The following is a 22,499-nucleotide window of genomic DNA, read 5'->3' on the forward strand; positions in this document are numbered from 1 at the left end:
GCACGCCACCTAGACTTTTTCGCGTGCCGAACCACCCGATCGTCGCTCATCTCCGGGGATTCGACGACCGGATCGCGGTGCTCCACCGGCACCCGATTGCGCCCGCCGACACCCTGTGCCGGGTCACCTACGCCCAGCTCGCCGACCGCGTCGCGGCGTTCTCGGCGCGGCTCGGCCCGGCGCGCCGGCTCGTCGCGCTGACCGCGGGCAACGACCTCGACTCCCTCGTCGCCTACCTGGGCGCGCTCGACGCGGGCTGCGTGGTGCTGCTGACCGGCGAACTCTCCGGTGAACTCGCCGCGATCTACGATCCGGACGTCGTCGTCGACCACGGCCGGATCGTCACCGAGCGCGCGGAACCGGCGCACGAGCTGCATCCGGAGCTCGCGTTGCTGTTGAGCACGTCCGGGTCGACCGGCTCGCCGAAGCTGGTCCGGCTCTCGGCGGCGAACCTGCTCGCCAATGCCGACTCGATCGCCCGCTATCTCGAGATCGGGCCGCACGATCGGGCGGCGACCACGCTGCCGCTGTTCTACTGCTACGGGCTGTCGGTGGTGCACAGCCATCTGCTGCGCGGCGCGAGCCTGCTGCTCACCGAGCGGTCGGTCCTCGACCCCGAGTTCTGGGCGGAGTTCCGCGCGCACCGGGCGACCTCGTTCGCGGCGGTCCCGTACACGGTGGACCTGCTGGACCGGATCGGCTTCGCCGAGCTGTCGCTGCCCGACCTGCGGTACGTGACGCAGGCGGGCGGCAAGCTCGAACCCGCGCGGGTGCGGGCCTACGCGCGGCTCGGCGCGGCCGCGGGCTGGCGGTTCTTCGTGATGTACGGCCAGACCGAGGCGACCGCCCGGATGGCGTATCTGCCCCCTGACCTGGTGGCCGAGCACCCCGAATGCATCGGGATACCGGTGCCCGGTGGACATTTCACGCTCGAACCGGTCGACGACGGCGCCGCCGAGGAACTGGTCTATCACGGCCCGAACGTCATGCTCGGCTACGCGACCCACCCCGCGGAGCTCGCGCTGGGCCGCACCGTCACCGCCCTGCGCACCGGTGACCTGGCCCGGCGCACCGCCGACGGCCTGTACCAGGTGATCGGCAGACGCAGCCGCTTCGCCAAGCTGTTCGGCCTGCGGATCGATCTCGGCCGGATCGAATCCGAGCTGGCCGCCGCCGGTTTCGGCGCGGCCTGCACCGACGACGGCGCCCGCCTGATCGCGGCGGTGACCGGCCGGGGCCGGGGCGATCCCGCCGCGCTGATCGCGCGCGTCGCGGGTCTGCCCGCGGCGGCGGTGGCCGTGACGGCCGTCGACGAGCTGCCCCGGCTGGCCAACGGCAAGATCGACTACCCGGCGATTCGGGCGCTGCCCCCGGCCGAGCTGGACCCCGGCGACGATGTGCGGTCGATCTACGCCGACGCGCTGGCCCTGCCCGTCGAGCAGGTTTCGCGCGAGCAGAGCTTCGTGGAGCTGGGTGGCAATTCGCTCAGCTACGTCACCACCGCGGCGCGGCTGGAACGGGTCATCGGCAGGCTGCCCGCCGACTGGCCGCAGCAGCCGATCGAGCGGCTCGAGCGAACACCGCGGTCGCGCGGTGGTCTCGGGCGGGCGCTGGACACCTCGACCGCGTTGCGCGCCATCGGCATCGTGCTGGTCCTCGGCTCGCACATCCAGCTGTTCGAGGTGTGGGGCGCGGCGCATGTGCTGCTCGCGGTGGCCGGCTACAACTTCGCGCGCTTCTCGGTGAGTTCGGCTCCCCCGGCGCAGCGGTTGCGGCACACCGCGCGGACGGTGGCGATGATCGCGGTGCCGACGGCGCTGTGGGTGCTGATCACGATGGTGTGGCAGCCCGGCTATTACAGCTGGCAGAATGTGTTGCTGCTCAACAAGATCCTCGGCCCGCGCAACGACACGGCGGGGCATCTGTGGTTCCTGGAGGTGCTGGTCTACTGCACGGTCGCGGCCGCGCTGCTGCTGCGGATCCCGTGGCTGGACCGCTGGGAGCGGCGGGGGCCGTTCTGGTTCGCCCTGGCCCTGCTCGGGCTCACGCTGGTACTGCGCTGGCACTCGTTCGGGCTCTATCCCGTGCGCGACATCCCGTTGTCACCGCTGGCCTGTTGGTACTTCGTTCTCGGCTGGGCCGGAGCGAAGGCGACGGCAGTCTGGCAGCGGCTGATCGTCAGCGCCGTGCTGCTGGCAAGTGTGCCCGGGTATTTCGGCGTCACCGATCGGGAACGCCTGGTGATGGCGGGCATCCTGCTGCTCGTGTGGTTGCCCGCGCTGCGCGTGCCCGCCGTCGTCGCCGTGGTGGCGGTGGCGGTGGCCGACAGCTCCCTGTTCGCGTACCTGCTGCACTGGCAGGTGTACCCGGCGTTCGGCGACCAGCGACTGCTCGCGTTGTTCGCCTCGCTCGCGGCCGGTGCGGCCGCTACCAGGATGGTGGTTCTGTGCCGGCGGAACCGGACACGGCTAGCGCTCCAGGGTCAGTACCTGGGCGGCCGCCTCGTGCGCCAGCTTCGCGATCAGCAGGTCACGCGGAATCGTCTGGCCGGCAAGGTGATCGAGTGACGGCACCACCACGTGGTGGGCGTCGGCCCGCTTCAATTCCTGAGTGAGCTCGGCGAACGCCGCACCGTCACCCGCGGTCGATTCATGGAACGTCGCGGCGAAACACATCCCCGCGGTGCGCGCGAGGCTGCGTAGCGCATCCTCCAATTGGTCGCCCCGGCCCTCGGCCAGGTCGTCCCGCAAGTATCCATAGATCAACGCTTCCACCCGAACCTCCGTTGGATTGGGATCGCTGTTCTGTTGTCGGATCCCCCCGCGCGACGCCGTGCGCCGCGCGGGGGTACTGCGTTGCCCTGCAAGCTCTCCTGCAAAGCGGGTGTCCGGTCTGCGGGCCGAGCACCTACTTACAGCATGCGTATTCACGGCCCGGCGCAGCAGATGTCAAGCCGATGACATCTACATGCCCTATTCGGGACGCCGAACGTTAACTGGTGGGATACTACCGCCGTGACCGCAACTGATGATCGACCCGTCTGGGCTGTTCGGATGCGTTCGGAACGTGACGCGAGGGGTTGGTCGCAAGCCGATGCCGTCCGCGCGATGCGTGCCAAGTCCTCCCACAACCTGCCGACGGACAGTACCCTGCTGCGCAACTGGCGGCGCTGGGAGTCCGGGGAATCGCGCCCCGACGAGTTCTACGCGCCGATCATCGCGGCCGCGTTCGACACCGTCCCCGCCGCGTTCTTCCCCAAGTCCCGGCCCAACCGGGATGACGAGCTGTTATCGGCGACGGGTATGGACACCCTGGAGTTCATCGGCAGGCTCCGGATGTCCGACGTCAACAGCGCCACCCTGGACGCGGTGCGGACCACCGCCGAACGGCTGTGCTGCGAGTACGCCTACGCCGACCCGCACGCGCTGCACGCCGAGGGCACGGCGTGGCTGCGCCGGATCACCTCGCTGCTCGACGGCAGGCTCACCCTGAGCCAGCATCGGGAGATCCTCGTGCTGGCGGGCTGGGTGGCGTTGCTGGTCGGTTGCGTCGATTACGACCTCGGCCGCCGGGCAGGCGCCGAGGCCACCCGGCGGGCCGCGGATTCGCTGGGCCGCGAGGCGGGCAACGTCGAGATCGCCGCGTGGGCGGCCGAGATGTCGGCCTGGTTCGCGCTCACCCAGGGCAATTTCCGGGGCGCGATCGACGTCTCGGAGAAGGCCATGCCGGGCACCGCGTCGATGAGTGTCGGGGTGCAGCTGGCCGCGCAGCGGGCCAAGGGCTGGGCCCGCCTCGGTGATCGCCGGGCCGTGCAGACCGCGCTCGACGAGGGCAGGGCGATCCTCTCGCGGATGGGTCATCCGGCCGATCTGGACAACCACTTCGTCGTCGACGCGACGAAGTTCGACTTCTACGCCATGGACTGCTGCCGCGTCGCGGGCCAGGACCGGCTGGCCGAGCGCTACGCCCAGCAGGTGATCAGCGACTCGACCCGGCCCGACGGCTCGGTCCGCAATCCGATGCGGGTCTCCGAGGCCCGGCTGACGCTGGCCGTGGTCGCCGTCCGCGACCGCGATCTCGAGCGCGCGGTGGAGGAGGGTGTCGCCGCGTTCACGGCGGGCAGGCGCTCGCTGCCCTCGCTGGCCTGGATCGCCGGCGAGGCGGCCAGGGAGATCATCGAGCGCTATCCAGGAGACCCGCGCACCCAGTCGTTCCTCGAGCAGCTGCGCTCGCTCAACGTCGGGTGAGCGGGGCCTACCAGACGGCGGGGGCACGCCGATCCGGGACGGGTCCCCCGGTGGCGGGAGCGGCCACCACTACCCTTTCTACGGTGACCGACCTCGCCGACGGCCTGCCCAGCGCCGTACCCGCCCTGTGGGACGAGCGGCTGCGGTTGTTCTCGTTCGCGACCGCGGAGAAGCGCGCCGACTACCTGCGGGTGCTGCGCGCCTTCGACAGCGCCAGGGCCGCCTACGTGGTGCTGCTGCACGCCGACGACGTCGCCGAGTGGATCGCCAGGGCCGAGACCGGCGCCAACGCCGGGCCCGCCGGGGTGCCGCTGCCCGCCGTCGAGATCGGCCCGCTGCTCGAACAGCTGCACCGCTGGGGCGTGCTGGAACGCAGCTACGACGGCACCCGCGCGGCCACCCTCGCGGAGTACCGCAACCGGCACTACGTCTACCAGTTCGCGCAGGCGGGCTTCCAGGCGTACCGGGCGGTGGCCGGCGTGCTGACGGCCAGGATGGACGACGCGTCGCTGTCGCGGCTGGTGCTGCCCGAGCTGCTCACCGACCTGCGCACCCTCGCGGCGGCCAATCGCGACGGCGACGCCGAGCGGGTCTACACCACGCTGCGCAGGCTCGACGCCGCGCTCACCGACATGGCCGCGCGCGCGGCGCACTTCTACCTGTCGCTGGGCGACCTGGTGCGCACCACCGAGATCACCCCGGAATCCTTTCTCGCGCACAAGGACGCGCTGCTGGCGCACATGCGCGAGTTCAGCATGGACCTGGCCCGGTTCGCGCCCCGGCTGGCCGCGGCGATCGGCGAGGTGGAGGACACCGGCGTCGAGCAACTGATCGGCCGCGCGGCGAGTTGCGACGAGCGGGTGCTGCTCAGCCCGGCCGAACGCGAGGCCGACTGGCGGTCGCGCTGGGACGGTCTGCGCACCTGGTTCGTGGCCGCGGGCAGCGGCGAGGCGAACGAGTCGTGTGAGGCCGACCGGCTGCGCGAGGCGACGATGAGCGCGATCGCGGCGGTGCTGTCGCTGCTGCGCCGGGTCACCGAGACCCGCCGCGGCGGGGTGAGCCGGGAATCGGCGCTGCGGCATCTGGCCGCCTGGTTCGTCGACACCCCCACCACCGGCAGCGCGCACGCGCTCTACGACGCGGTGTTCGGCCTGGGCAGGCCCCGGCACCTGGCGCTCGAGCATCCCGACGCCGAGGTGATCCCGGCGGGCCGGTCCTGGTGGGAGGCACCGCCGCTGGAGATCTCGCGGACCCTCGCCGAGACCGGCCGCGCGCCCACCGCCGGCGCGCCAGCCCGGATCGCCCGCAACGACGCCGGTATCCGCAGGCTGCGCGAGGCCCAGCTGGCGGCCCAGCGCGAGCGGGCGGCGGCCGCGGCCTCGCTGGCCACCGGCGCCGTGCACGAGCGGGTGCTGGACCAGCGCGAGACCGAGGTGCTGCTGCGCCTGCTCGACGCCGCGTCGACGGCGTGGGTGCCGGTCAGCGGACGGGTCGACGGCACAACGGGTTCCGACAACGGCGTGACCCTGACCGTGCGACCGTGCGACGGATCGACGGTCATCCGGACCGCCGCCGGCCTGCTGCACCTGAACAACCGCCGCCTCGAGGTCACCGCGACGACGCGACGGGGGACGCGCGGATGAGACAGCAGCGCCGCATCGACGCCCTCGCCCTGGACAGCTATCAGCGCGCCGCCCGCGTGATGCTCGCCAACCACCTGGTCACCCGGGTCTATCCCGACCGGATCGCGCTGCCGCTGATCCGGCGCTGGGCCACCGAACTGCGCGAGGACCTCGCCGAGCTGTTCGGCTACCGGCTCGAGGTCACCGAGACCACGGCCCGGCTCTATCCGGTACACGACCGGCTCGACGACACCCTGCCCGCGCGCAGCGTCAACGACCGGGTCTTCGATCGGCGGCGCTACGCCTATCTCGCCCTGGCCCTGGCGGCGCTCGGCCGGGCGGGCGATCAGATCACCCTGTCCGAATTGGCCGAGCACGTGGCCGATTACGCGAGCCGGATCGACGGCCTCGAGCTGTCCACCGACCGGGCCGCCGATCGGGACGCGTTCGTCGACGCGGTCGGCTGGCTCGGCGCCAGGGGCGCGCTGACCCTGGCCGACGGCGACGCGGGCGGCTGGGCCAGCGACCCGGAGGCGGGCGAGGCCCTCTACGACATCGACCGGCCGGTGGTGTTCGCGCTGTTCCGGCCACCGCGCGCACTCCAGCATCTGCACAGCGTGCGCGGCCTGCTGGCCGAGGATACCGAGCACGCGCCCGCCGAACAGGCCCGCCGGGTGCGCCGCGCCCTGGTGGAACGTCCGGTCGTGTACCTCGAGGACCTCACACCCGCCGAACGCGCTCTGCTCGGTCAGGATCGCGTGGTCGACGAGGTCGAGTACTGCACCGGCCTGCGCGCCGAGCGCCGCGCCGAAGGGGTCGCGCTCATCGACACCTCGGGCCGGCTCTCCGATACCCGCTTCCCCGGCACCGGCACGCTCGCCCAGGTGGCCCTGCTGCTCATCGGCGAGATCGCCGACGTGGTCCTCGACATCGACAATCCCGTCCCCGCGCGCCCGGCCCCGGCCGACGAGGACGCACTGCTCGACCAGCTCGACGCGGCCATCCCCGCGGCGGGGGTGTTCGCTCCGCTCGCCGAGGACGCCGAAACACTCGACGCCCCGGCGGATTCCGTCGACAACGAGCTCGCCGAGACCGAACCGGTGACCTATCCGTTCCTCGACGACGCCTGGGTGCGCACCACGGTCACCGCCCTGACCGACCGCTACGGCGCGACCTTCGCCGCGCAGTGGCAGGCCGATGTCGGCGGGCTCACCACCGAGGTCGTCGCCCTGCTCGCCAAGCTGCGGCTGGTCCGGCCGGTCGAGGGCGGGCTGCTGATCCTGCCCGCGCTGGCCAGGTACCGGGGCGCGGTGGTCACCGTGCGGGTCCGACAGGCCGAGGAATTGTTCGTCACCGCCGCCGATACCGACGGCAGCAGCACCGGAACGGGAGGGAACTGAGGAGATGTCGCTCATTCACGGCGGAGTGCGTTTCGTCCCGACCCGCGCGGGCATCGTCAATCTCTGGGACTACCGCGACCAGGAGTTCTGTTTCGCCGACGGCCGGCTCGTGCTGCGCGGGCCGAACGGATCGGGCAAGACCAAGGCACTCGAGGTGCTGTTCCCGTTCGTGCTCGACGGACGGATCGAGCCGCGCAGGCTCAATCCCTTCGCCGGTGAAGAGCGCACCATGAAGTCGAATCTGCTGTACCGCAAGCAGGAATCGGCCTACTCGTATGTGTGGATGGAGTTCGCGCGCGGCAGCTGGGCGGACCCGGAGGTCGTCACCGTCGGCATCGGCATGCGCGCCACCCGGTCCTCGGACAAGGTGACGCGCTGGTACTTCGTCGCCGACGGGCGCGCCGGCGTCGACTTCTCCCTGATCGGTCCCGACGACCGGCCGCTGACCCGCAAGCAGCTCGCCGAGCAGATCGGCAGCGACGCCATCGTCGACCGGCCGGTGGAGTACCGGGCCGCGATCGACGCCAGGATGTTCGGGCTCGGCGTACAGCGCTACGACCAGCTGATCAACCTGATCCTCACGCTGCGCAGGCCACAGCTGGCCAAGAACCTCGATCCGCGCGGTCTCTCGCAGGCGCTCACCGACGGCCTGCGCCCGCTCGACGAGCAGCTGATCCTGGACGCGGCCCGGTCCTTCAGCGATATGGAGGAGGTCGGGCGCACCCTCGACGGGCTCGTCCAGGCCGACACCGCGACGCGCCGCTTCGTCGACGTGTACCGCAAATACCTTGCCGTGCAGGCGAAGACCGATGTCGACCAGGTCCGCACCCGCCTCGACGCGGTCACCAACGCCTCGACCGCCCTGTTCGCCGCCACCGCGCTGCGCACGCGGCGCGAGGCCGACCGCACCGAGGCCGAGACCAGGGCCGAAGAGGCCGACCGCGCCTACGAGCAGGCCATCGCCGACCGCGAGAACCTGCAGCGCTCCAGCGCCTACGAGGGCAAACAGCAGCTCGACGACCTCGCCGACGCGGTCCGCAGGCTGGAGACCTCCGCCGCCGTGCACCGCGACAAGGCCGCCGAGGCGGGCCAGACCCTGCAGCGCCGCGCCGAGGAGGCCGAGCGGGCCGCCGAGGCGGTGCGCACCGCCGCCGCCGCGCTGGTCCGCGGCGAGGACGCCCTGCGCGCCGCCGCCGAGGAAGCGGGCATCGAGTGGACGGCGCCGGGCGACGGCCGCGGCGATCAGATCACCGCCGCGGTCCGGGGGCACGCGGAGGAACGCGACGCCGATGTCCGCGCCGTGCGAAAAGCGTTGAGCCGCTGGGAATCCCTGGCCGCCGACCGCACCCGCGCCCAGCGTCTGGCCGAACGCGCCGTGGAACTGCGCGACGCGGCGGCCGCCGAGGTGGCCCACGCCGAAGCCGCCGTCGCGCTGGCGCGCACCGAATCCGCGGCCGCCCTGCGCACCTGGTGGCAGGCCAATGCGGCCGTGCTCGCACCGATCGCCGCGGACATGCCGACCGGGCCCGACACCGACCCGAACGGCCAGTCGGCCGACTCCGACCTCAGCTCCGGCTCCGGCCACAGCGGCTCCGAAGACGTACCGCGCATCGCTGATTCGGAGCGTCCCGGGCTGTTCGACGCCCTGGCATCGGCTGTCGCCGCGGCGGGCACCGAGGACGTCCCGTCCGTGCACGAGGTGCTGGCCGAGTATTGCGAGCCCCGGCAGGAACAGCTCCGCACCCGCCGTCAGGAAGCCAAGGCGCGAGCGGCGGCGGCGACCGCACGCCGGGACACGCTGGTCGCCGAGCGCGCCGAGGTGGCCGCCGAACGGGACGACGCGCCCCCGGTGCACCCGACCGACTCCCGCGAGCCGAAAGACCTTCCCGGCGTGCCCTTCTGGCGCTCGGTGCGCTTCGCGGACTCGGTGACCCCGGCCGAAGCCGCCGGTATCGAGGCCGCCCTCCAGGCCGGCGGGCTGCTCGACGCCTGGATCTGCGACCCGGCACTCGTCCCCGAAGTCGACGGGGTCCGCTATCTGGTCCCGCTGCCCGCCGCCGATCGCCCGGTGGGTCGCTCCCTCGCCGACATCCTCGTCGTCGAGGACGACTCCGATGATCTGTCTGTCCCGACGGGCATCGTTGCCGATGTGCTGGCCTCGATCACACTCGCCGACGCGACGGTGGGAGACCCCGCGACAACCGAGTCGCGATCCGGTCGGCTCCACCCGCTGGTCTCAGTGTTCCAACCGGCCCCCGTCATCATCGGCACCTCCGGCGCCTATCGTCACGGCCTCCAGGCCGGACGCCACACCAAGCGTGAAGCCGAATTCCTCGGCGCGACCGCGCGCGCCCGCCGCCGGGAACTGCGCCAGGCCGAACTCGACGCGGCGATCGAGGCCGCCACGGCAGAGGCCGACGCGGCGAAGGCCGAGGAAGCCACGGCCACGGCCGAATTGGCGAGTATCAGCGCGGCCGTCAAGGTCCTCCCCCGCCCGTCCGCCATCACCGCCGCCCTGCGCGCGGTCGCGGAGACGGCCGGCCTCATGCGGTCCCGCTCCGAGGCCGTCACCCAGACCGAGCGCGATCTGGACCAGGCGGTCGGCGAAGCCACCGCGATGGAGAAGAAGCTGCGGGCCACCGCGCAGGCGCATCGCACCCCGACCGAGGCCCGCGAACTCGACGCCCTCGCCGCCGCGATCCGGCACTTCGAGAACACCGGCACCGGACTGCTGCGCCTGCGCGCCGAGCACGAGCGCGAACACGAGCGCGAGCGCGAGGGCGCCGACCGGCACGACGAGGCGCGGGCGCTGGCCGAGGCCTTCGCCGAGGAGGCCGAGGCCGCCCGGCTCGGGTTCACCGAACAACAGCGCAAACTGGAGACGCTGCGGGAAGCGCTGGGCGCCAGTGCGGCCGACATCGATCGGGAACTCGACGCCGCGCGCGCGGCCATCGAAGCGGCCAAAGCCGAGCAGCGGGCCGCGCGCAAGGCCGCCAATACCGCGATCGAGGCGGTCGGCGACGCCGAGGCCGCCTACCGCACCGCCAACGAGGCGCTGGCCACCGCGCTCACCGAGGTGCTGGCGGAGGTGCGGTCGCTGGCGCCGTACGCCCGGCCCGACCTGCTGAGCCTGCTCGGCGCCTCCGTCGAGCACCGCTGGCCGAGCACCGATGCCGCGTGGTCGACCCCGGAGCAGCTGCAGTACCGGATCGTCGCGGCCGGACCGGAGACCGACCCGGTCGTGCTGCCCGACGAGGTCGCGGCCCTGTTCGCCGACCTGGACACCGCCACCACCCAGGTGCGGGCCACCGAGGCCGGGCGCAAGTCCACCCGGTCGGCGGTGACCAGCGCGCTGCAGGAGTTCGACGCCGCGCTCACCGCCTCGGGGCGTGACTACCGCCTGCACTGGGATGCCGCCGACGGGCTCACCGTGGTGGCCGTGCACGACGAGAACGGCCAGGCCGCGCTCGCCGACTTCGCCGCGCGCATCGACGCCGCGCGCCGCGATCAGGAACTGCTGCTCACCGACGCCGAACGCCGCATCCTGGAAGACGCGCTGCTGACCGGCCTGGCCCAGCAGATCCACGAACGCACCAGCGACGCACGCGAACTCATCACCCGGATGGGCGCGGAGATGAAGCAGCGCCGGATGTCCTCGGGCAACACGATCGGCGTGCATTGGATCCTGGCCGACGGCCTGTCCGAGGCCGCCCGCGCCATGTGCAAACTGCTCGACCGCGACACCGCCGCGCTGAGCCCGGAGGATCTGGGCGCGGTCCGTGCCCACTTCGCCGCCGAGATCCGGGCGGCCCGCACCGCCCATCCGGAGCGCTCCTACCCCGAGATCCTCGGCGCCACACTCGATTACCGCACCTGGCGGGTGTTCTCGTTCACCCTGATCAACGGTGACGGCAGCGAGGACAAGCTGACCGTGGCCCGGCACAGCGCGCTCTCCGGCGGCGAGCAGTCGGTCTCGCTGCACCTGCCGCTGTTCGCGGCCGCGCACGTGATGCTCGACTCCGCCGACCCGCAGGCCCCGCGCCTGCTCGCGCTGGACGAGGCGTTCGCCGGTGTCGACGACAACGGCCGCAGCGAATTGCTCGGCCTCAGTGTGCAATTCGACCTCGACCTGTTCATGACCGGCTACGACCTGTGGATCACCTACGGCCACGTCCCCGGCTGCGCGCACTACGACCTGGCGCACTCCACCGCCGAGAACACCGTGAGCGCCACCCTGCTGGTGTGGGACAGCGGCGAGCTGCTCGCCGAACACGACGGCGGTGACCTGACCACCGCACTGGGCTCCCCCAACCGCCGCCGGGTCCCCAACACCATCGAGGGCGGACTCACCCTCGAGGGCATGCCGGGCGAACCGGCGCCGGTGGGCTGACAGCCCGCCGCGCCAACCGGTCTTGACGCCACCACGCCGCACCGGCGGCGTGGTGGCCAGGCAATTGCCGGAAGCCCTAGACCGACCAGTTTTCTTACTCGGAATTAACCGCATCGAATTTCGCGGAATCGGTTGCTCGAAATCCTCAGTGCTGCCAGGATTTTGCTCGTGACGGCGCAGGCCCCGGCCGGGTCGTCACGATCACGGTGCGGTCGATGCCGCACGTCTTCAGCAATTCTTCAGGGGATCGTCGTGCGATATCGACAGAATCAACACCTCCCACCCGGGGCATACCGGCAGTTTTCCGGCAGCGCTCCGGGCCGGGATGCCGTGCCCGGCGGCCCATCGCGGCCGCCGCGCGCGCCGATGCGCTGAGTTCGCCGGAACTCGGCCGACCCAGCCCGATGAAGGTGCCGGACATATTCGCCGGAAATGGCCTGCGGCCGTTGCTGGCTCGCCTGCGCCGGGGTCGCCGTTCCACCGATCCGGCGCCGACCTTCCCCTGCCCACCGCGGGATGTGACCACCATGCAGCTCCCCGTCCCCCTGCGGGACACCACCCGTCCACTCGCGGCCGCGCTCACCGATGCCGACGCGAGCCGGTTCACCGGCATCCTGCGCGTCACCGGCGAACCGGGCGGCGACATCCGCCTCGTCGACGGCCGGATCGTGGCCGTGAGTACCGGTGGCGCACCGGGTTTCGACGAGCTCGACCCGCGCGACGAGGAGCAGCCGCTCGGCGCGGCCCGCACCCGGCTGCTGCGGATGACGGCGACCGTCGACGGGACGTTCGCGATCGCGGCGGGCTGGGTCGATCGCTGCCACTGGATCGACGCGCACCCCCAGGTCTTCGCCGGCGACGATCCCGGCTACGACGCCGAGTGGCTGCTCGGCGAGACCGAGCGCAGGCTGGCCGCGCTCGCGCACGCCGGCTTCTCCCCGTACCGGAACCTGCTGGCGCTCACCGACTTCGGCCGCTCGATGCGCGCGGAGGGCGCCGAGCTGCTGCGCCTGGTCGACGGCACGCGGAGCTGCCGCGACCTGGCCTTCCTGCTCGGGCGTCCGCTCTATCCGGTGACCGTCGAGGTCGCGCGCCTGCTCGGCGGCGGCCAGCTGACGGTGCCGGCCCGGCACGCCGCCGATCAGCCGCCCGCCACCGTCGGGGCGGGCATGGTCGATCCCGCGCTGCCGCGCCGCCGCCGCGGTGCCAGCGGCATCAACGACACTCTGCGGCCGCGTCCACCGCAGGCCGCTCCCCCGTCCACGACCGCCGTGGACGTGCCCGACTCTTCGCCACGGCGGAGAACCGAGAGGATCCCATGAACACCAACGGCACCCCCGCCAGCATGAGCGAACGGCTGGCCGGCATGGTCAAGTCGCTGCGTGGCGAAGTTCCCGACTGCGTCGCGGCGGGCGTCATCGACATGTCGACCGGCATGCTGCTGTCGGTGGAGACCGTCGACAACCACCCGCCGGAGGTGCTCGACTTGCTCGCGGCCGCCACCCTGGACCTGTTCCAGGGCCGCAATGTGGTGATGATCGAGGACATCTGGAAGGAACGTCGCGGTATCCGCAGCGACGACCACTACTTCCAGGAGATCCTGGTCAACTCCAACAATCTCACCCACCTGTTCCTGCGCGCGGAGAGCCGCGACGATCTGGTGGTCGTCGTGGTGTGCCGCAAGACCGTCAATGTGGGCATGCTCTTCGCGCAGTCCCGCCGGGTGCTCAAGGACACCGGTCGGCTCTGAGCTCAGTCGAGCGCGTGCGCGAGCCGCGACGCGCAACCGCGCAGCCCCGCGCGCAATTCCGGTGATCCGTGTACCCGGAACGGCACGCCCAGGGTGATCAGCTGCGCGGCGAGCCATTCCGGATCGTCGTCGCGGGTCTCGGTGAACCGGCATCCGGTGGCGCCGTCGGCGACGATGCTGCCCGGCGTCGCGCCGAGCCTGCCCTCGACCCGGTGCGGTGGCGCCTCGATCGTCACGTCCACCTCGTAACTCGGTGTGGCCCAGTCGGTTCGGCGACCCGCGACGTACTCGGCGGCGTCGGCGGCGGGCAGTGCCCTGGCGACGACGCGGGCGCCCGTCGGTTGCGGTCCCTCGATGCGGTCGGCGCGGAAGCTGCGCCAGGCGTCCCGGTCGAGGTCGTAGGCGACCAGGTACCAGCGTCGGCCCGCCGCCGCGACGCCGATCGGTTCGACGTGCCGCCGCGTCTCTGCGCCCGCCGCGTCCCGATAGCGCAGGCGCAGCCGTTCCCGGTTGCTCACCGCGGCGGCGAGCGTGGTGAGCACGTCCGGGTCGACCGTGGGGCCGCTGCCCGCGCCGACCGTCACCGTCGCGCCGACCACCCGCACCCGCCTGCGGAGTTTCGTCGGCAGCACCTGCTCGAGTTTGGTCAGCGCGCGCACCGACGCGTCCTCGATCCCGGTGACGGCCTGTCCGGCCGCGACCCGCAGGCCCACCGCGACGGCCACCGCTTCGTCCTCGTCGAGCACCAGCGGCGGCAGCGCCGACCCGGCGGTGAGCCGGTAGCCGCCGGTCGCGCCCAGCGCGGCCACGACGGGATAGCCCAGCTCACGCAGCCGGTCGACGTCGCGGCGGACCGTGCGGTCGGTGACGCCGAGCCGGTCGGCGAGTTCACTGCCCGGCCACTCCCGGGGCAGCTGGAGCAGGGAGAGCAAACGGAGCAGCCGAGCGGCGGTATCGGTCATGTCCACATTCTGCCGCGCATCTAGGACCGAAACTGTCCTAGATGGCTTCTAGCGTGGTGTGTACACCGACCGAGGAGATCAGATGACGACCATTCGCCCCTTCCACCTCGACATCCCGCAGACCGACCTCGACGACCTGCGGGCGCGCCTGGGCCGGGCCCGGTGGGCCGCGCCGCTGCCGGGCGCGGGCTGGGAACGCGGCGTGCCGACCGACTACCTGCGCGAGCTGGCGCGGTACTGGGCCGAGGATTTCGATTGGCGCGCACAGGAATCCGCGCTCAACGAGTTCCCGCAGTTCGTCACCGAGATCGACGGCCTCGACGTGCATTTCCTGCACGTGCGCTCCCCCGAGCCGGACGCGGTGCCGCTGGTGCTCACCCACGGCTGGCCGAATTCGTTCGTCGAGTTCACCCGCACCATCGGCCCGCTGACCGATCCGCGGGCCCACGGCCTCGATCCGGCCCTGGCCTTCCATGTCGTGGTGCCGTCGGTGCCCGGGTTCGCCTTCTCGGCGGCACCGCGCGAGACCGGGATGAGCACGGCGCGGGTGGCCCGGATGTGGGCGACGCTGATGGACCGGCTCGGCTACGACCGCTATGGCGCCCAGGGCGGTGATCTCGGCGCCTATGTCGCGCCGGAGCTGGCGCTGGCCGCGCCGGAGCACGTGATCGGCGTCCACCTCGACGGCGGCATCGGCATGCCGACCGAGGCCGACGTGCCGAGCATGTCGCCGGAGGACCTGAGCCAGTGGGCGGAGATGCAGCAGTGGATGACCGGCGGCGTCGATCACCACACGCTGCTGCGCGCGGCGCCGCAGACCTTCGCGCTGGGCTGGAACGATTCCCCGGTGGCGCTGCTGGCCTGGCTGATGCAGAAGTTCCAGGAGTTCACCCCGATGGCCGACCTCGCCGAGGACGTCATCGACCGCGACCACCTGCTCACCAATGTCGCGATCTACTGGTTCACCCAGACCGCGGGCACCTCCTCGTGGCCGATGTACGACGGCCTGCGCGACGGCGGCTTCGGCTGGCCGCCCGGCCAGAACCTGGTGCCGACCGGCGTCTACGGCGGCGGTTCACCGCTGATGCGCAAGCTGGCCGACCGCGACCACAAGATCACCCACTGGCCCTCGGGCAACCCGGGCAATCACTTCGTCGCCATGGAGGAACCGCTGGCCCACGTCACCGACATCCGGACCTTCTTCACCGACCTGCGCTGAACCGGGCCCGGCCGTTCGTCTCGTGGACTACCGCATGCTGGCGTCCGGGACCCGGGGCGGGCACGCGGCGCCGGGCGCGGTGACCAGCTCGAAATGCCACCATTCGTTGTCGAAGGTCCGGCACAGGCCCCAACGGTTGCCGTTGGCCTCGAGCCACTGCGCGCCCTGCTGCGGGCCGACGTCGACCGCGTGGCCGGAGACATGGGTCGACTCGGCGGGCGGCAGCACCCAGCGGCGCGCCTCGTCGGGCGTGCCGTAGGTGGCCAGGCCGTCCTGCCACAGCATTTCCTGCTGCTCGTGGGTGCGGTAGCCGGAGGTGATCGACAGCGGGACACCCTCGGCGTGCGCCTGCTGCTCGGCGAGGGTGTAGGCCAGGGCCAGCGCCGGGTCCAGGCCCTCGGTCCCGGCGGCGGACTGGAACTGTTCACGCTGGTCGGTCGGCTGGGCGCCGGCGATGCCGAGGCCGACGGCGGTCACGGCCGCGGCGGCCGTCATCGTCACCAGCATCCGGTCGGCCACCCGGCCGAGCACAGTAGTCATGCCGGGAGTCTATCGACCGGCCCGAGCCCGAGCCGACCGCCGGGGTCGGCCCCGGCCCGGGCCTCGGGTTCATTTCCGCAGGTCGAACGACCCTCTCACCGTGTTCGGGTCAGCTCGTCGGCGGACTCCCGAGCCGACCGGATCGGCCATCGACCCGGCGCCGCGGTGTAGGCGGGCAGCCCGTCGGACTGCCGGTGCCTGCCCGGGCCCGGCCGGATCACCCGATGCACCGCGAGCGCGGTCAGCAGGCCGATCAGCGTCAGCCCGACCCACACCAGCCGGTCGGCGCCTGCCGCGCGGGCGACGTCGAGGACCGCGCCGGTGCCCAGGTTGCCCGCCAGGATGGCCACCCCGACGATGGTGTTGTAGAACCCGTAGTGGGTCGCCACCAGCCTGTCCTCGCTCAGCGAGACCACGGTGTCCATCTCGAACGGGAAGACCGCCGCCGTCCCGACCGCCAACACCGCCGCCGACAGCAGCAGGGCCCCGGCCGCGGCCGCCGTCCCGAACGACGCCGCGCCGGGGACCAGCGCGAGCGGGACGAAGGCCGCGGCCAGCACCCCGACCCCGAGGACGAGACCGCGCCCGATCCCCCATCGCGCGCGCAACCACGCGGTGATCCGCACCTGTCCCGCGACGGCGACCACCCCGGACACCACGAACACCAGCGCGGTCAGCTCCTGCCCGCCCGCACCCGAGACGGTGCCCGCGTGCAGCGGCAATGCCAGATACACCTGGAACGACAGCACATACGTGCCGCCCATCGCCACCGCGAACGCCACGAAGCGCCGGTTGCCGGCGATGGTGCGCCAGTCGCTCCACACCGACGCCGTGGTACTCACCCCGGAGCGCTGCGGCAGCGCGCACAGCTGCGCCACCGAGAGCACCGCGAACACGGCCGCCGCCGCGGCGGCGGTCCACCGGAAATCCACACCGAGCAGGGCGATCCCGACGAGCGGGCCCGCCAGGATGCCCGCCTGGTAGAACACGTTGAACACCGCGAACGCCTCGACCCGCCGCTCACCGGCCTCGGCGGCCAGGTAGGCGCGCACGGCCGGATTGAACAGGGCACCGGCGAATCCCGTCGCGGCGGAGGCGAGCAGCAGCATCGGCAGCGAGGTGGCGAAGATCAGCGCGGCGAATCCCGCGGTGCGCAGCACACATCCGGCCACGATGAGCGGTTTGTAGCCGAGCCGGTCGGCCAGCGTGCCGCCGATCAGGAACATCCCCTGCTGGGAGAAGTTCCGGACGCCGAGCACCAGCCCGACCGCCCACGCGGCCAGGCCGAGCGGGCCGGACAGGTACCCGGCCAGGTACGGCATCAGCATGTAGAAGCCGAGATTGATGCCGAACTGGTTGATCATGAGCAGTCGCGCCGGGGTGTCGAAACCGGCGAAGGTCCGCAGGGTCGTCATGCGCGCACCGGTCCCAGCCCGGCGGCGAGCGCGCCGGGATCGAGCACTGTCGTGCAGCGCGTCCAGGACTCGACCACCCGCTCGGCGGGGTGCGCGATCGTGGCGGGATCGGTGGCGGGCGGCCCCGTCAGCAGGCCGTGCTCGCGGCAGTAGCCGTCGTTGTAGACCGTGTCGAAGTAGCGATGCGGCCCGTCGGGGAAGACGGCGACGATCCTGGTCTCCGCGTCGGCGGTGCGGGCGGCCCAGCCCGCGACGAGGGCGACCGCGCCCACGCTCCACCCGCCGGTGGCGTAGTGCGTCGCGGCCAGGGTCCGGCACGCCCAGACCGCTTCCGCCGGTGCGACCCAATGGATCTCGTCGAAGGCGCGGTAGTCGACATTGGCCGGGTGGATGTTCGAGCCGAGGCCGCGCATCAGCCGCGGCCCGGCGGGCTGGCCGAAGATCGTGGAGGCCACCGTGTCGACGCCGATCAGGCGCAGCCCGGGATACCGGCGGCGCAGTTCCCTGGCCACGCCCGCGGAATGCCCGCCGGTGCCCACCGCGCAGACCAGCACGTCGACCCGCCCGATCTGGTCGATGAGCTCGTGCGCGAGCCCGGCGTAGCCGTCGGCGGCATCGGGATTGCTGTACTGGTCCGGGCACCACGCGGTGGGCTCGGCGGCGAGCAGTTCGGCGACCCGGTCCCGGCGCGCCTGCTGCCAGCCGCCGGTGGGATGGGCGCGGTCGACCAGGTCGACCTCGGCGCCGAAGGCGGTGAGCATGCGCGCGACGATCGGTTCCAGCCCGGGATCGGTGACCACGGTGACCGGATGACCGTGCACCAGCCCGGCCAGCGCGAGCCCGAGTCCGAGTGTGCCGCTGCTGGATTCGACGATCCGCGCGCCGGGGACGAGATCACCGCGCTGCTCGGCCCTGCGCACCATGTGCAGGGCGGGGCGGTCCTTCATCCCGCCGGGGTTGAACCCTTCCAGCTTGGCCCAGAACCCCCGGTCGGCGGCGGCCAGCGGCGCCCCCACCCACATCACCGGGGTATTGCCGACGAGGCCCTGTGGGCGCTCGGCGATCGCGGCAACGGTCCGGTCGAGCACGTATTCCTGCATGTCTGTCGCTTCCTGTGTCGGCCGCCGGGGACGACGGCGCGGACGAGAACGGGCACGCGAACACCGGCCCTGCCACGGGTGTGGCGGGCCTGGCGCTGACCGATCAGCGTCGACAGATGCAGAACTGGGTGAGGATGTCGCGGCCCTGGCGGTACCGCAGTTGCGCGCGCGGCGGGGCGCGCGGGGCCGCGGCCGGATGACCGAGGCTCGCGAAGAGAACGACGACCAGCGCGCCGAACAGACCGAGCAGCGGGAGCACGAGGCCGGTGTCGGGCGCCGCGGTGCCGACCAGGCAGTGGTCGGGCAGCGGATGATCGGGAACGGCGAGCCCCGCCCCGTCGACGAACGCGGCGGCGACCACGTCGAGCGGCGCGTCCACCCGGTGATGGTCGTCGTGATGCACCGTGGTGCAGTCGATCACGAGCGCGCACACGGCGGCCACGATCATGACGAACGCGCACAGCGCCCCCGCCCGGCGCGGCGAGCGACGGTCCGTCGGATGACCCACCGCGCCTCCTTCCGCTCGTCGCCGGTGACCTCCGCCGACCAAGCTACTACGTCATTGCGTAGACACAGGTCAGCGCCATGGAGCCAGGCGATTCGGTCGCGGTGGCGGCTACCGGTCCGCCCGCCAGCGGGCGATCGCGCGGCCGATCTCGGTGGCGGGCGGCTCGCCGTAGAGCCATTCGCGGGCCAGCCGATGCCAGTTGGCGCGCACCCGCAACTGGCCGAGGGTGGCGAAGGTGAACAGGTCGGCGCGGCGGGAGAAGACGTGTTCGGGCGGGAGCAGTTGCCTGCGCATGCCCTGGAATTCGACCGAGCGCGGGTCGACGGCGAGCAGGACGGCGCTGGTGGCCAGTTCGGGCGTGATGGTCACCTCCTCGTCGAGCAGGTGCCACCCGCAGGCCGCCCACACGTAGGCCAGGCACTCCTCGACGGTGACGCCGGCGTCCGGGTCGATGATGCCGCGCCCGACCCAGGCCGCGTACAGGTCCTCGGGCCGGTCCTCGGCGGCGGCCCGCAGGCAGGAGCGCTCGAAATCGACGTGCTCGGGATCCATCCGGTTGTAGAGCCCGAAGTCGACGAAGGCGAGCCTGCCGTCCTCGGCGAGCAGCACATTGCCCGGATGCGGATCGCCGCAGAACTCGTTGTCGGCGAACAGGGTGCCGAGGTAGAAGCGGTAGATCAGTTCGCCGTAGTGGTCTCGCTCCGCCGACGGCAGCGTCTGCAGGTGCGAGAACCCGTGGCCCGCCACGTATTCGGTCACCAGCACGTTGTGCGAGCAGTACTCCTCGATCGCGTCGGGCACGGTGATGTAGGGATGGCCGCGGTAGCGCTGGGCGACCAGGTGCTGGGTCCTGGCCTCGCGCAGATAGTCCAGTTCGCTGCGCAGATTGGCGGCGATCTCCTCCAGCACCCCGGTGTCGGCCATGCTCGGCAGCACGGATCTGGCCATTTTGCTGAGGAATTCGAGGTTGCCGATATCGGCGTGCACGGCGCGCTCCACGCCGGGGTACTTCACCTTGACCGCGACCACGCGCCCGTCGTGCAAGGTCGCCCGGTGCACCTGGCCGATCGAGGCCGCGGCGATCGCGGTCTCGTCGAAGTCGGCGAAGATCCCCGACAGCGGGCCGAGGTCCTCCTCGATCACCGTGCGCATGGTGGGGAACGCGACGGCGGGCGCGCGATCACGCAGCGCCGCGAGCTGGCGGGTGAACTGCGCGCGGTGCGATTCGGGGACGAAGTCGAGGTCGAGCACCGACAGCATCTGCCCGAGCTTCATCGCCGAGCCCTTCATGCTGCCGAGCACCGCGACGATCTGCTGCGCGGTCTTCATCGCCGACCGCTCGGCCAGGACCTGCCTGGCCTCCTCGGTGCGCCCGATCATCGACAGCCGCGTCCCGACCCCGCGCACGGTCTGCTCGGCGGCCAGCCTGCCCAGCTTCCCGCCGCGCGCCACGCGGCCGGAGGGAACTCCGGAGGTCGCCATATCCACCCCCGTCGAGCCGGTCCAGCGCATGTCGCGTCACCCTACACCGCACCGCGACCGCGCAGGGCCGGACGAACGAAGACCCCGGATCGCACCGTGGCGAGGCCGGGGTCTTCGGGATCTTCGACCGCTTACACACGTTCCTTGGAGCGGGTGCGCACGCGCAGGGCGATCGGCTTGGAGGTTTCGGCGAAGAAGTCGTTGCCCTTGTCGTCGACGACGATGAAAGCGGGGAAGTCCTCGACGTCGATCTTCCAGACGGCTTCCATGCCGAGCTCGGGGTACTCGAGCACCTCGACGTTCTTGATGCAGTCCAGCGCAAGGCGCGCGGCCGGGCCGCCGATGGAGCCCAGGTAGAAGCCGCCGTGCTCGTTGCAGGCCTTGGTCACCTGGGCCGAGCGGTTGCCCTTGGCCAGCATCACCATGGAGCCGCCCGCGGCCTGGAACTGGTCGACGTAGGAGTCCATCCGGCCCGCGGTGGTGGGGCCGAAGGAACCGGAGGCGTAGCCCTCGGGGGTCTTGGCCGGGCCCGCGTAGTAGACGGCCATGTCGCGCAGGTACTCCGGCATCGGCTCGCCCGCGTCGAGGCGCTCCTTGATCTTGGCGTGCGCGATGTCGCGGGCCACGACCAGCGGGCCGGTGAGCGAGAGCCGGGTCTTCACCGGGTACTTCGACAGCTCGGCGCGGATCTCGTCCATCGGGCGGTTGAGGTCGATCTGCACCACGTCGCCACCGAGGATGTCCTCGGTCTGCTCCGGCAGGTACTGGGCCGGTTCGGTTTCCAGCTGCTCCAGGAAGATGCCGTCCTTGGTGATCTTGGCCAGCGCCTGGCGGTCGGCCGAGCAGGACACCGCGATGGCGACCGGGCAGGAGGCGCCGTGCCGGGGCAGGCGCACCACGCGCACGTCGTGGCAGAAGTACTTGCCGCCGAACTGCGCGCCGATGCCGAACTCGCGGGTGAGCTGGAAGACCTCTTCCTCGAGCTCAAGATCACGGAACGCGTGGCCGGTGATCGAGCCCTCGGTGGGCAGGTTGTCCAGGTAGTGCGCGGAGGCGTACTTCGCTGTCTTCAAGGCGAATTCGGCGCTGGTGCCGCCGATGACCACGGCGAGGTGGTAGGGCGGGCAGGCCGCGGTGCCGAGCGAGCGGATCTTCTCGTCGAGGAACTCGAGCATGCGCTCGGGGTTCAGGACGGCCTTGGTCTCCTGGTACAGGAACGACTTGTTGGCCGAGCCGCCGCCCTTGGCCATGAACAGGAACTTGTAGACCGGGTTGTCGGGGGTGCCCTCGGTCGAGTACAGCTCGATCTGCGCGGGCAGGTTGGAGCCGGTGTTCTTCTCGTCCCACATGGTGATCGGGGCGAGCTGGGAGTAGCGCAGGTTCAGCCTGGAGTAGGCGTCGAACACGCCGCGGCTGATCCACTCGGCGTCGTCGACGCCGGTCAGCACGCCCTCGCTCTTCTTGCCCATCACGATCGCGGTGCCGGTGTCCTGACACATCGGCAGCACGCCACCCGCGGAGATGTTGAGGTTCTTGAGCAGGTCCAGCGCGACGAAGCGGTCGTTCCCCGAGGACTCGGGGTCGTCGATGATCTTGCGCAGCTGGCGCAGGTGCGCGGGGCGCAGGTAGTGGCTGATGTCGTGGATCGCCGTCTCGGTGAGCAGCCGCAGCGCTTCGGGCTCGACCTGCAGGAAGGTGCGCCCGTTGTGCTCGACGGTGCTGACCCCCTCGGTGGTGAGCAAGCGGTACGGCGTGTCGTCGGCGCCGATCGGCAGCAGATCGGAATAGCGGAACTCCGGCGCGGTCACGAATCGCACTCCTCGGGTGGCTGGTCACAAAGCACTCGGAAGCCTATCGACCACCC

The 22,499-nt window shown here is 71.7% G+C and carries 16 protein-coding genes; 8 read left to right on the plus strand and 8 right to left on the minus strand.

What is annotated here, in order from left to right; genetic code table 11:
- The first annotated feature begins 23 nt into the window (after window positions 1-23).
- Window positions 24-2,567 (plus strand): AMP-binding protein, encoded by a 2,544-nt coding sequence (locus ACFVW6_RS32745; protein ID WP_378830395.1) that lies wholly within the window; start codon window positions 24-26, stop codon window positions 2,565-2,567.
- Here the strand turns inward: ACFVW6_RS32745 and ACFVW6_RS32750 are convergent.
- Window positions 2,469-2,774 (minus strand): hypothetical protein, encoded by a 306-nt coding sequence (locus ACFVW6_RS32750; protein ID WP_355275569.1) that lies wholly within the window; start codon window positions 2,772-2,774, stop codon window positions 2,469-2,471. The two genes, ACFVW6_RS32745 and ACFVW6_RS32750, sit on opposite strands and share 99 nt — an antisense overlap.
- 333 nt (window positions 2,775-3,107) lie before the next feature.
- Here ACFVW6_RS32750 and ACFVW6_RS32755 point away from each other — a divergent pair, with 333 nt between their 5' ends.
- The 6 genes from ACFVW6_RS32755 (at window position 3,108) to ACFVW6_RS32780 (ending at window position 13,409) form a co-directional block, all read left to right on the plus strand.
- A complete protein-coding gene (locus tag ACFVW6_RS32755; RefSeq protein ID WP_378830392.1) occupies window positions 3,108-4,247 on the plus strand; it encodes an XRE family transcriptional regulator in 1,140 nt (379 codons plus the stop codon).
- An 83-nt stretch (window positions 4,248-4,330) separates the two neighbouring features.
- Entirely contained in the window at window positions 4,331-5,890 is a 1,560-nt protein-coding gene (locus tag ACFVW6_RS32760) for a TIGR02677 family protein (protein WP_378830390.1), read from the plus strand.
- Window positions 5,887-7,269, plus strand: a complete 1,383-nt coding sequence (locus tag ACFVW6_RS32765) for a TIGR02678 family protein (RefSeq protein WP_378830387.1) — start codon at window positions 5,887-5,889, stop codon at window positions 7,267-7,269. The genes ACFVW6_RS32760 and ACFVW6_RS32765 overlap by 4 nt, the downstream gene beginning before the upstream one ends.
- A gap of 4 nt (window positions 7,270-7,273) precedes the next feature.
- Window positions 7,274-11,659: a TIGR02680 family protein gene (locus tag ACFVW6_RS32770; protein ID WP_378830386.1), complete on the plus strand. Its 4,386-nt coding sequence runs from the start codon at window positions 7,274-7,276 to the stop codon at window positions 11,657-11,659.
- Between the two features lie 527 nt (window positions 11,660-12,186).
- The gene (locus ACFVW6_RS32775) at window positions 12,187-12,981 is read left to right on the plus strand and encodes a hypothetical protein (protein ID WP_378830385.1); all 795 of its coding nucleotides are present in this window, start codon (window positions 12,187-12,189) and stop codon (window positions 12,979-12,981) included.
- A complete protein-coding gene (locus ACFVW6_RS32780; RefSeq protein ID WP_355275576.1) occupies window positions 12,978-13,409 on the plus strand; it encodes a hypothetical protein in 432 nt (143 codons plus the stop codon). The genes ACFVW6_RS32775 and ACFVW6_RS32780 overlap by 4 nt, the downstream gene beginning before the upstream one ends.
- Before the next feature lie 2 nt (window positions 13,410-13,411).
- On the opposite strand, the gene ACFVW6_RS32785 is transcribed toward ACFVW6_RS32780, so the two are convergent.
- Window positions 13,412-14,371 carry a helix-turn-helix transcriptional regulator gene (locus ACFVW6_RS32785; protein WP_378830384.1) on the minus strand — a complete coding sequence of 320 codons (960 nt, stop codon included), beginning with the start codon at window positions 14,369-14,371 and terminating at the stop codon, window positions 13,412-13,414.
- A gap of 82 nt (window positions 14,372-14,453) precedes the next feature.
- Between ACFVW6_RS32785 and ACFVW6_RS32790 the strand changes: the two genes are divergently transcribed.
- Complete coding sequence (locus ACFVW6_RS32790) at window positions 14,454-15,590, plus strand: epoxide hydrolase family protein (protein ID WP_378830382.1); 1,137 nt, start codon at window positions 14,454-14,456, stop codon at window positions 15,588-15,590.
- 27 nt (window positions 15,591-15,617) lie between these two features.
- Here ACFVW6_RS32790 and ACFVW6_RS32795 read toward each other — a convergent pair whose 3' ends face one another.
- The 6 genes from ACFVW6_RS32795 to ACFVW6_RS32820 all read right to left on the minus strand — a co-directional run bounded on the left by ACFVW6_RS32795 (window position 15,618) and on the right by ACFVW6_RS32820 (window position 22,443).
- Entirely contained in the window at window positions 15,618-16,130 is a 513-nt protein-coding gene (locus ACFVW6_RS32795; protein WP_355275582.1) for a M15 family metallopeptidase, read from the minus strand.
- Window positions 16,131-16,225: 95 nt separating this feature from the next.
- Window positions 16,226-17,545 carry an MFS transporter gene (locus ACFVW6_RS32800; RefSeq protein WP_378830381.1) on the minus strand — a complete coding sequence of 440 codons (1,320 nt, stop codon included), beginning with the start codon at window positions 17,543-17,545 and terminating at the stop codon, window positions 16,226-16,228.
- Window positions 17,542-18,645, minus strand: coding sequence for a PLP-dependent cysteine synthase family protein (locus ACFVW6_RS32805; protein ID WP_378830380.1), 1,104 nt, complete (start codon window positions 18,643-18,645; stop codon window positions 17,542-17,544). The genes ACFVW6_RS32800 and ACFVW6_RS32805 overlap by 4 nt, the downstream gene beginning before the upstream one ends.
- Before the next feature lie 103 nt (window positions 18,646-18,748).
- Window positions 18,749-19,153 carry a hypothetical protein gene (locus tag ACFVW6_RS32810; RefSeq protein ID WP_378830379.1) on the minus strand — a complete coding sequence of 135 codons (405 nt, stop codon included), beginning with the start codon at window positions 19,151-19,153 and terminating at the stop codon, window positions 18,749-18,751.
- Window positions 19,154-19,261: 108 nt separating this feature from the next.
- Window positions 19,262-20,665, minus strand: a complete 1,404-nt coding sequence (locus tag ACFVW6_RS32815) for an ABC1 kinase family protein (RefSeq protein WP_378830378.1) — start codon at window positions 20,663-20,665, stop codon at window positions 19,262-19,264.
- A 101-nt stretch (window positions 20,666-20,766) separates the two neighbouring features.
- Window positions 20,767-22,443 carry a fumarate hydratase gene (locus tag ACFVW6_RS32820; protein WP_378830376.1) on the minus strand — a complete coding sequence of 559 codons (1,677 nt, stop codon included), beginning with the start codon at window positions 22,441-22,443 and terminating at the stop codon, window positions 20,767-20,769.
- Window positions 22,444-22,499 lie beyond the last annotated feature (56 nt).

The sequence above is a fragment of the Nocardia sp. NPDC058244 genome (genome assembly GCF_042882065.1).
Lineage (GTDB): Bacteria > Actinomycetota > Actinomycetes > Mycobacteriales > Mycobacteriaceae > Nocardia.

What these genes read in the sequence shown, in the direction of transcription:
- ACFVW6_RS32775 (WP_378830385.1), top strand. Translation starts at nt 12,187, where the DNA reads ATGCAGCTCCCCGTCCCCCTGCGGGACACCACCCGTCCACTCGCGGCC.
- ACFVW6_RS32800 (WP_378830381.1), bottom strand. Translation starts at nt 17,545, where the DNA reads ATGACGACCCTGCGGACCTTCGCCGGTTTCGACACCCCGGCGCGACTG.
- ACFVW6_RS32770 (WP_378830386.1), top strand. Translation starts at nt 7,274, where the DNA reads ATGTCGCTCATTCACGGCGGAGTGCGTTTCGTCCCGACCCGCGCGGGC.
- ACFVW6_RS32815 (WP_378830378.1), bottom strand. Translation starts at nt 20,665, where the DNA reads ATGCGCTGGACCGGCTCGACGGGGGTGGATATGGCGACCTCCGGAGTT.
- ACFVW6_RS32805 (WP_378830380.1), bottom strand. Translation starts at nt 18,645, where the DNA reads ATGCAGGAATACGTGCTCGACCGGACCGTTGCCGCGATCGCCGAGCGC.
- ACFVW6_RS32765 (WP_378830387.1), top strand. Translation starts at nt 5,887, where the DNA reads ATGAGACAGCAGCGCCGCATCGACGCCCTCGCCCTGGACAGCTATCAG.
- ACFVW6_RS32755 (WP_378830392.1), top strand. Translation starts at nt 3,108, where the DNA reads ATGCGTGCCAAGTCCTCCCACAACCTGCCGACGGACAGTACCCTGCTG.
- ACFVW6_RS32785 (WP_378830384.1), bottom strand. Translation starts at nt 14,371, where the DNA reads ATGACCGATACCGCCGCTCGGCTGCTCCGTTTGCTCTCCCTGCTCCAG.
- ACFVW6_RS32780 (WP_355275576.1), top strand. Translation starts at nt 12,978, where the DNA reads ATGAACACCAACGGCACCCCCGCCAGCATGAGCGAACGGCTGGCCGGC.
- ACFVW6_RS32795 (WP_355275582.1), bottom strand. Translation starts at nt 16,130, where the DNA reads ATGACTACTGTGCTCGGCCGGGTGGCCGACCGGATGCTGGTGACGATG.
- ACFVW6_RS32790 (WP_378830382.1), top strand. Translation starts at nt 14,454, where the DNA reads ATGACGACCATTCGCCCCTTCCACCTCGACATCCCGCAGACCGACCTC.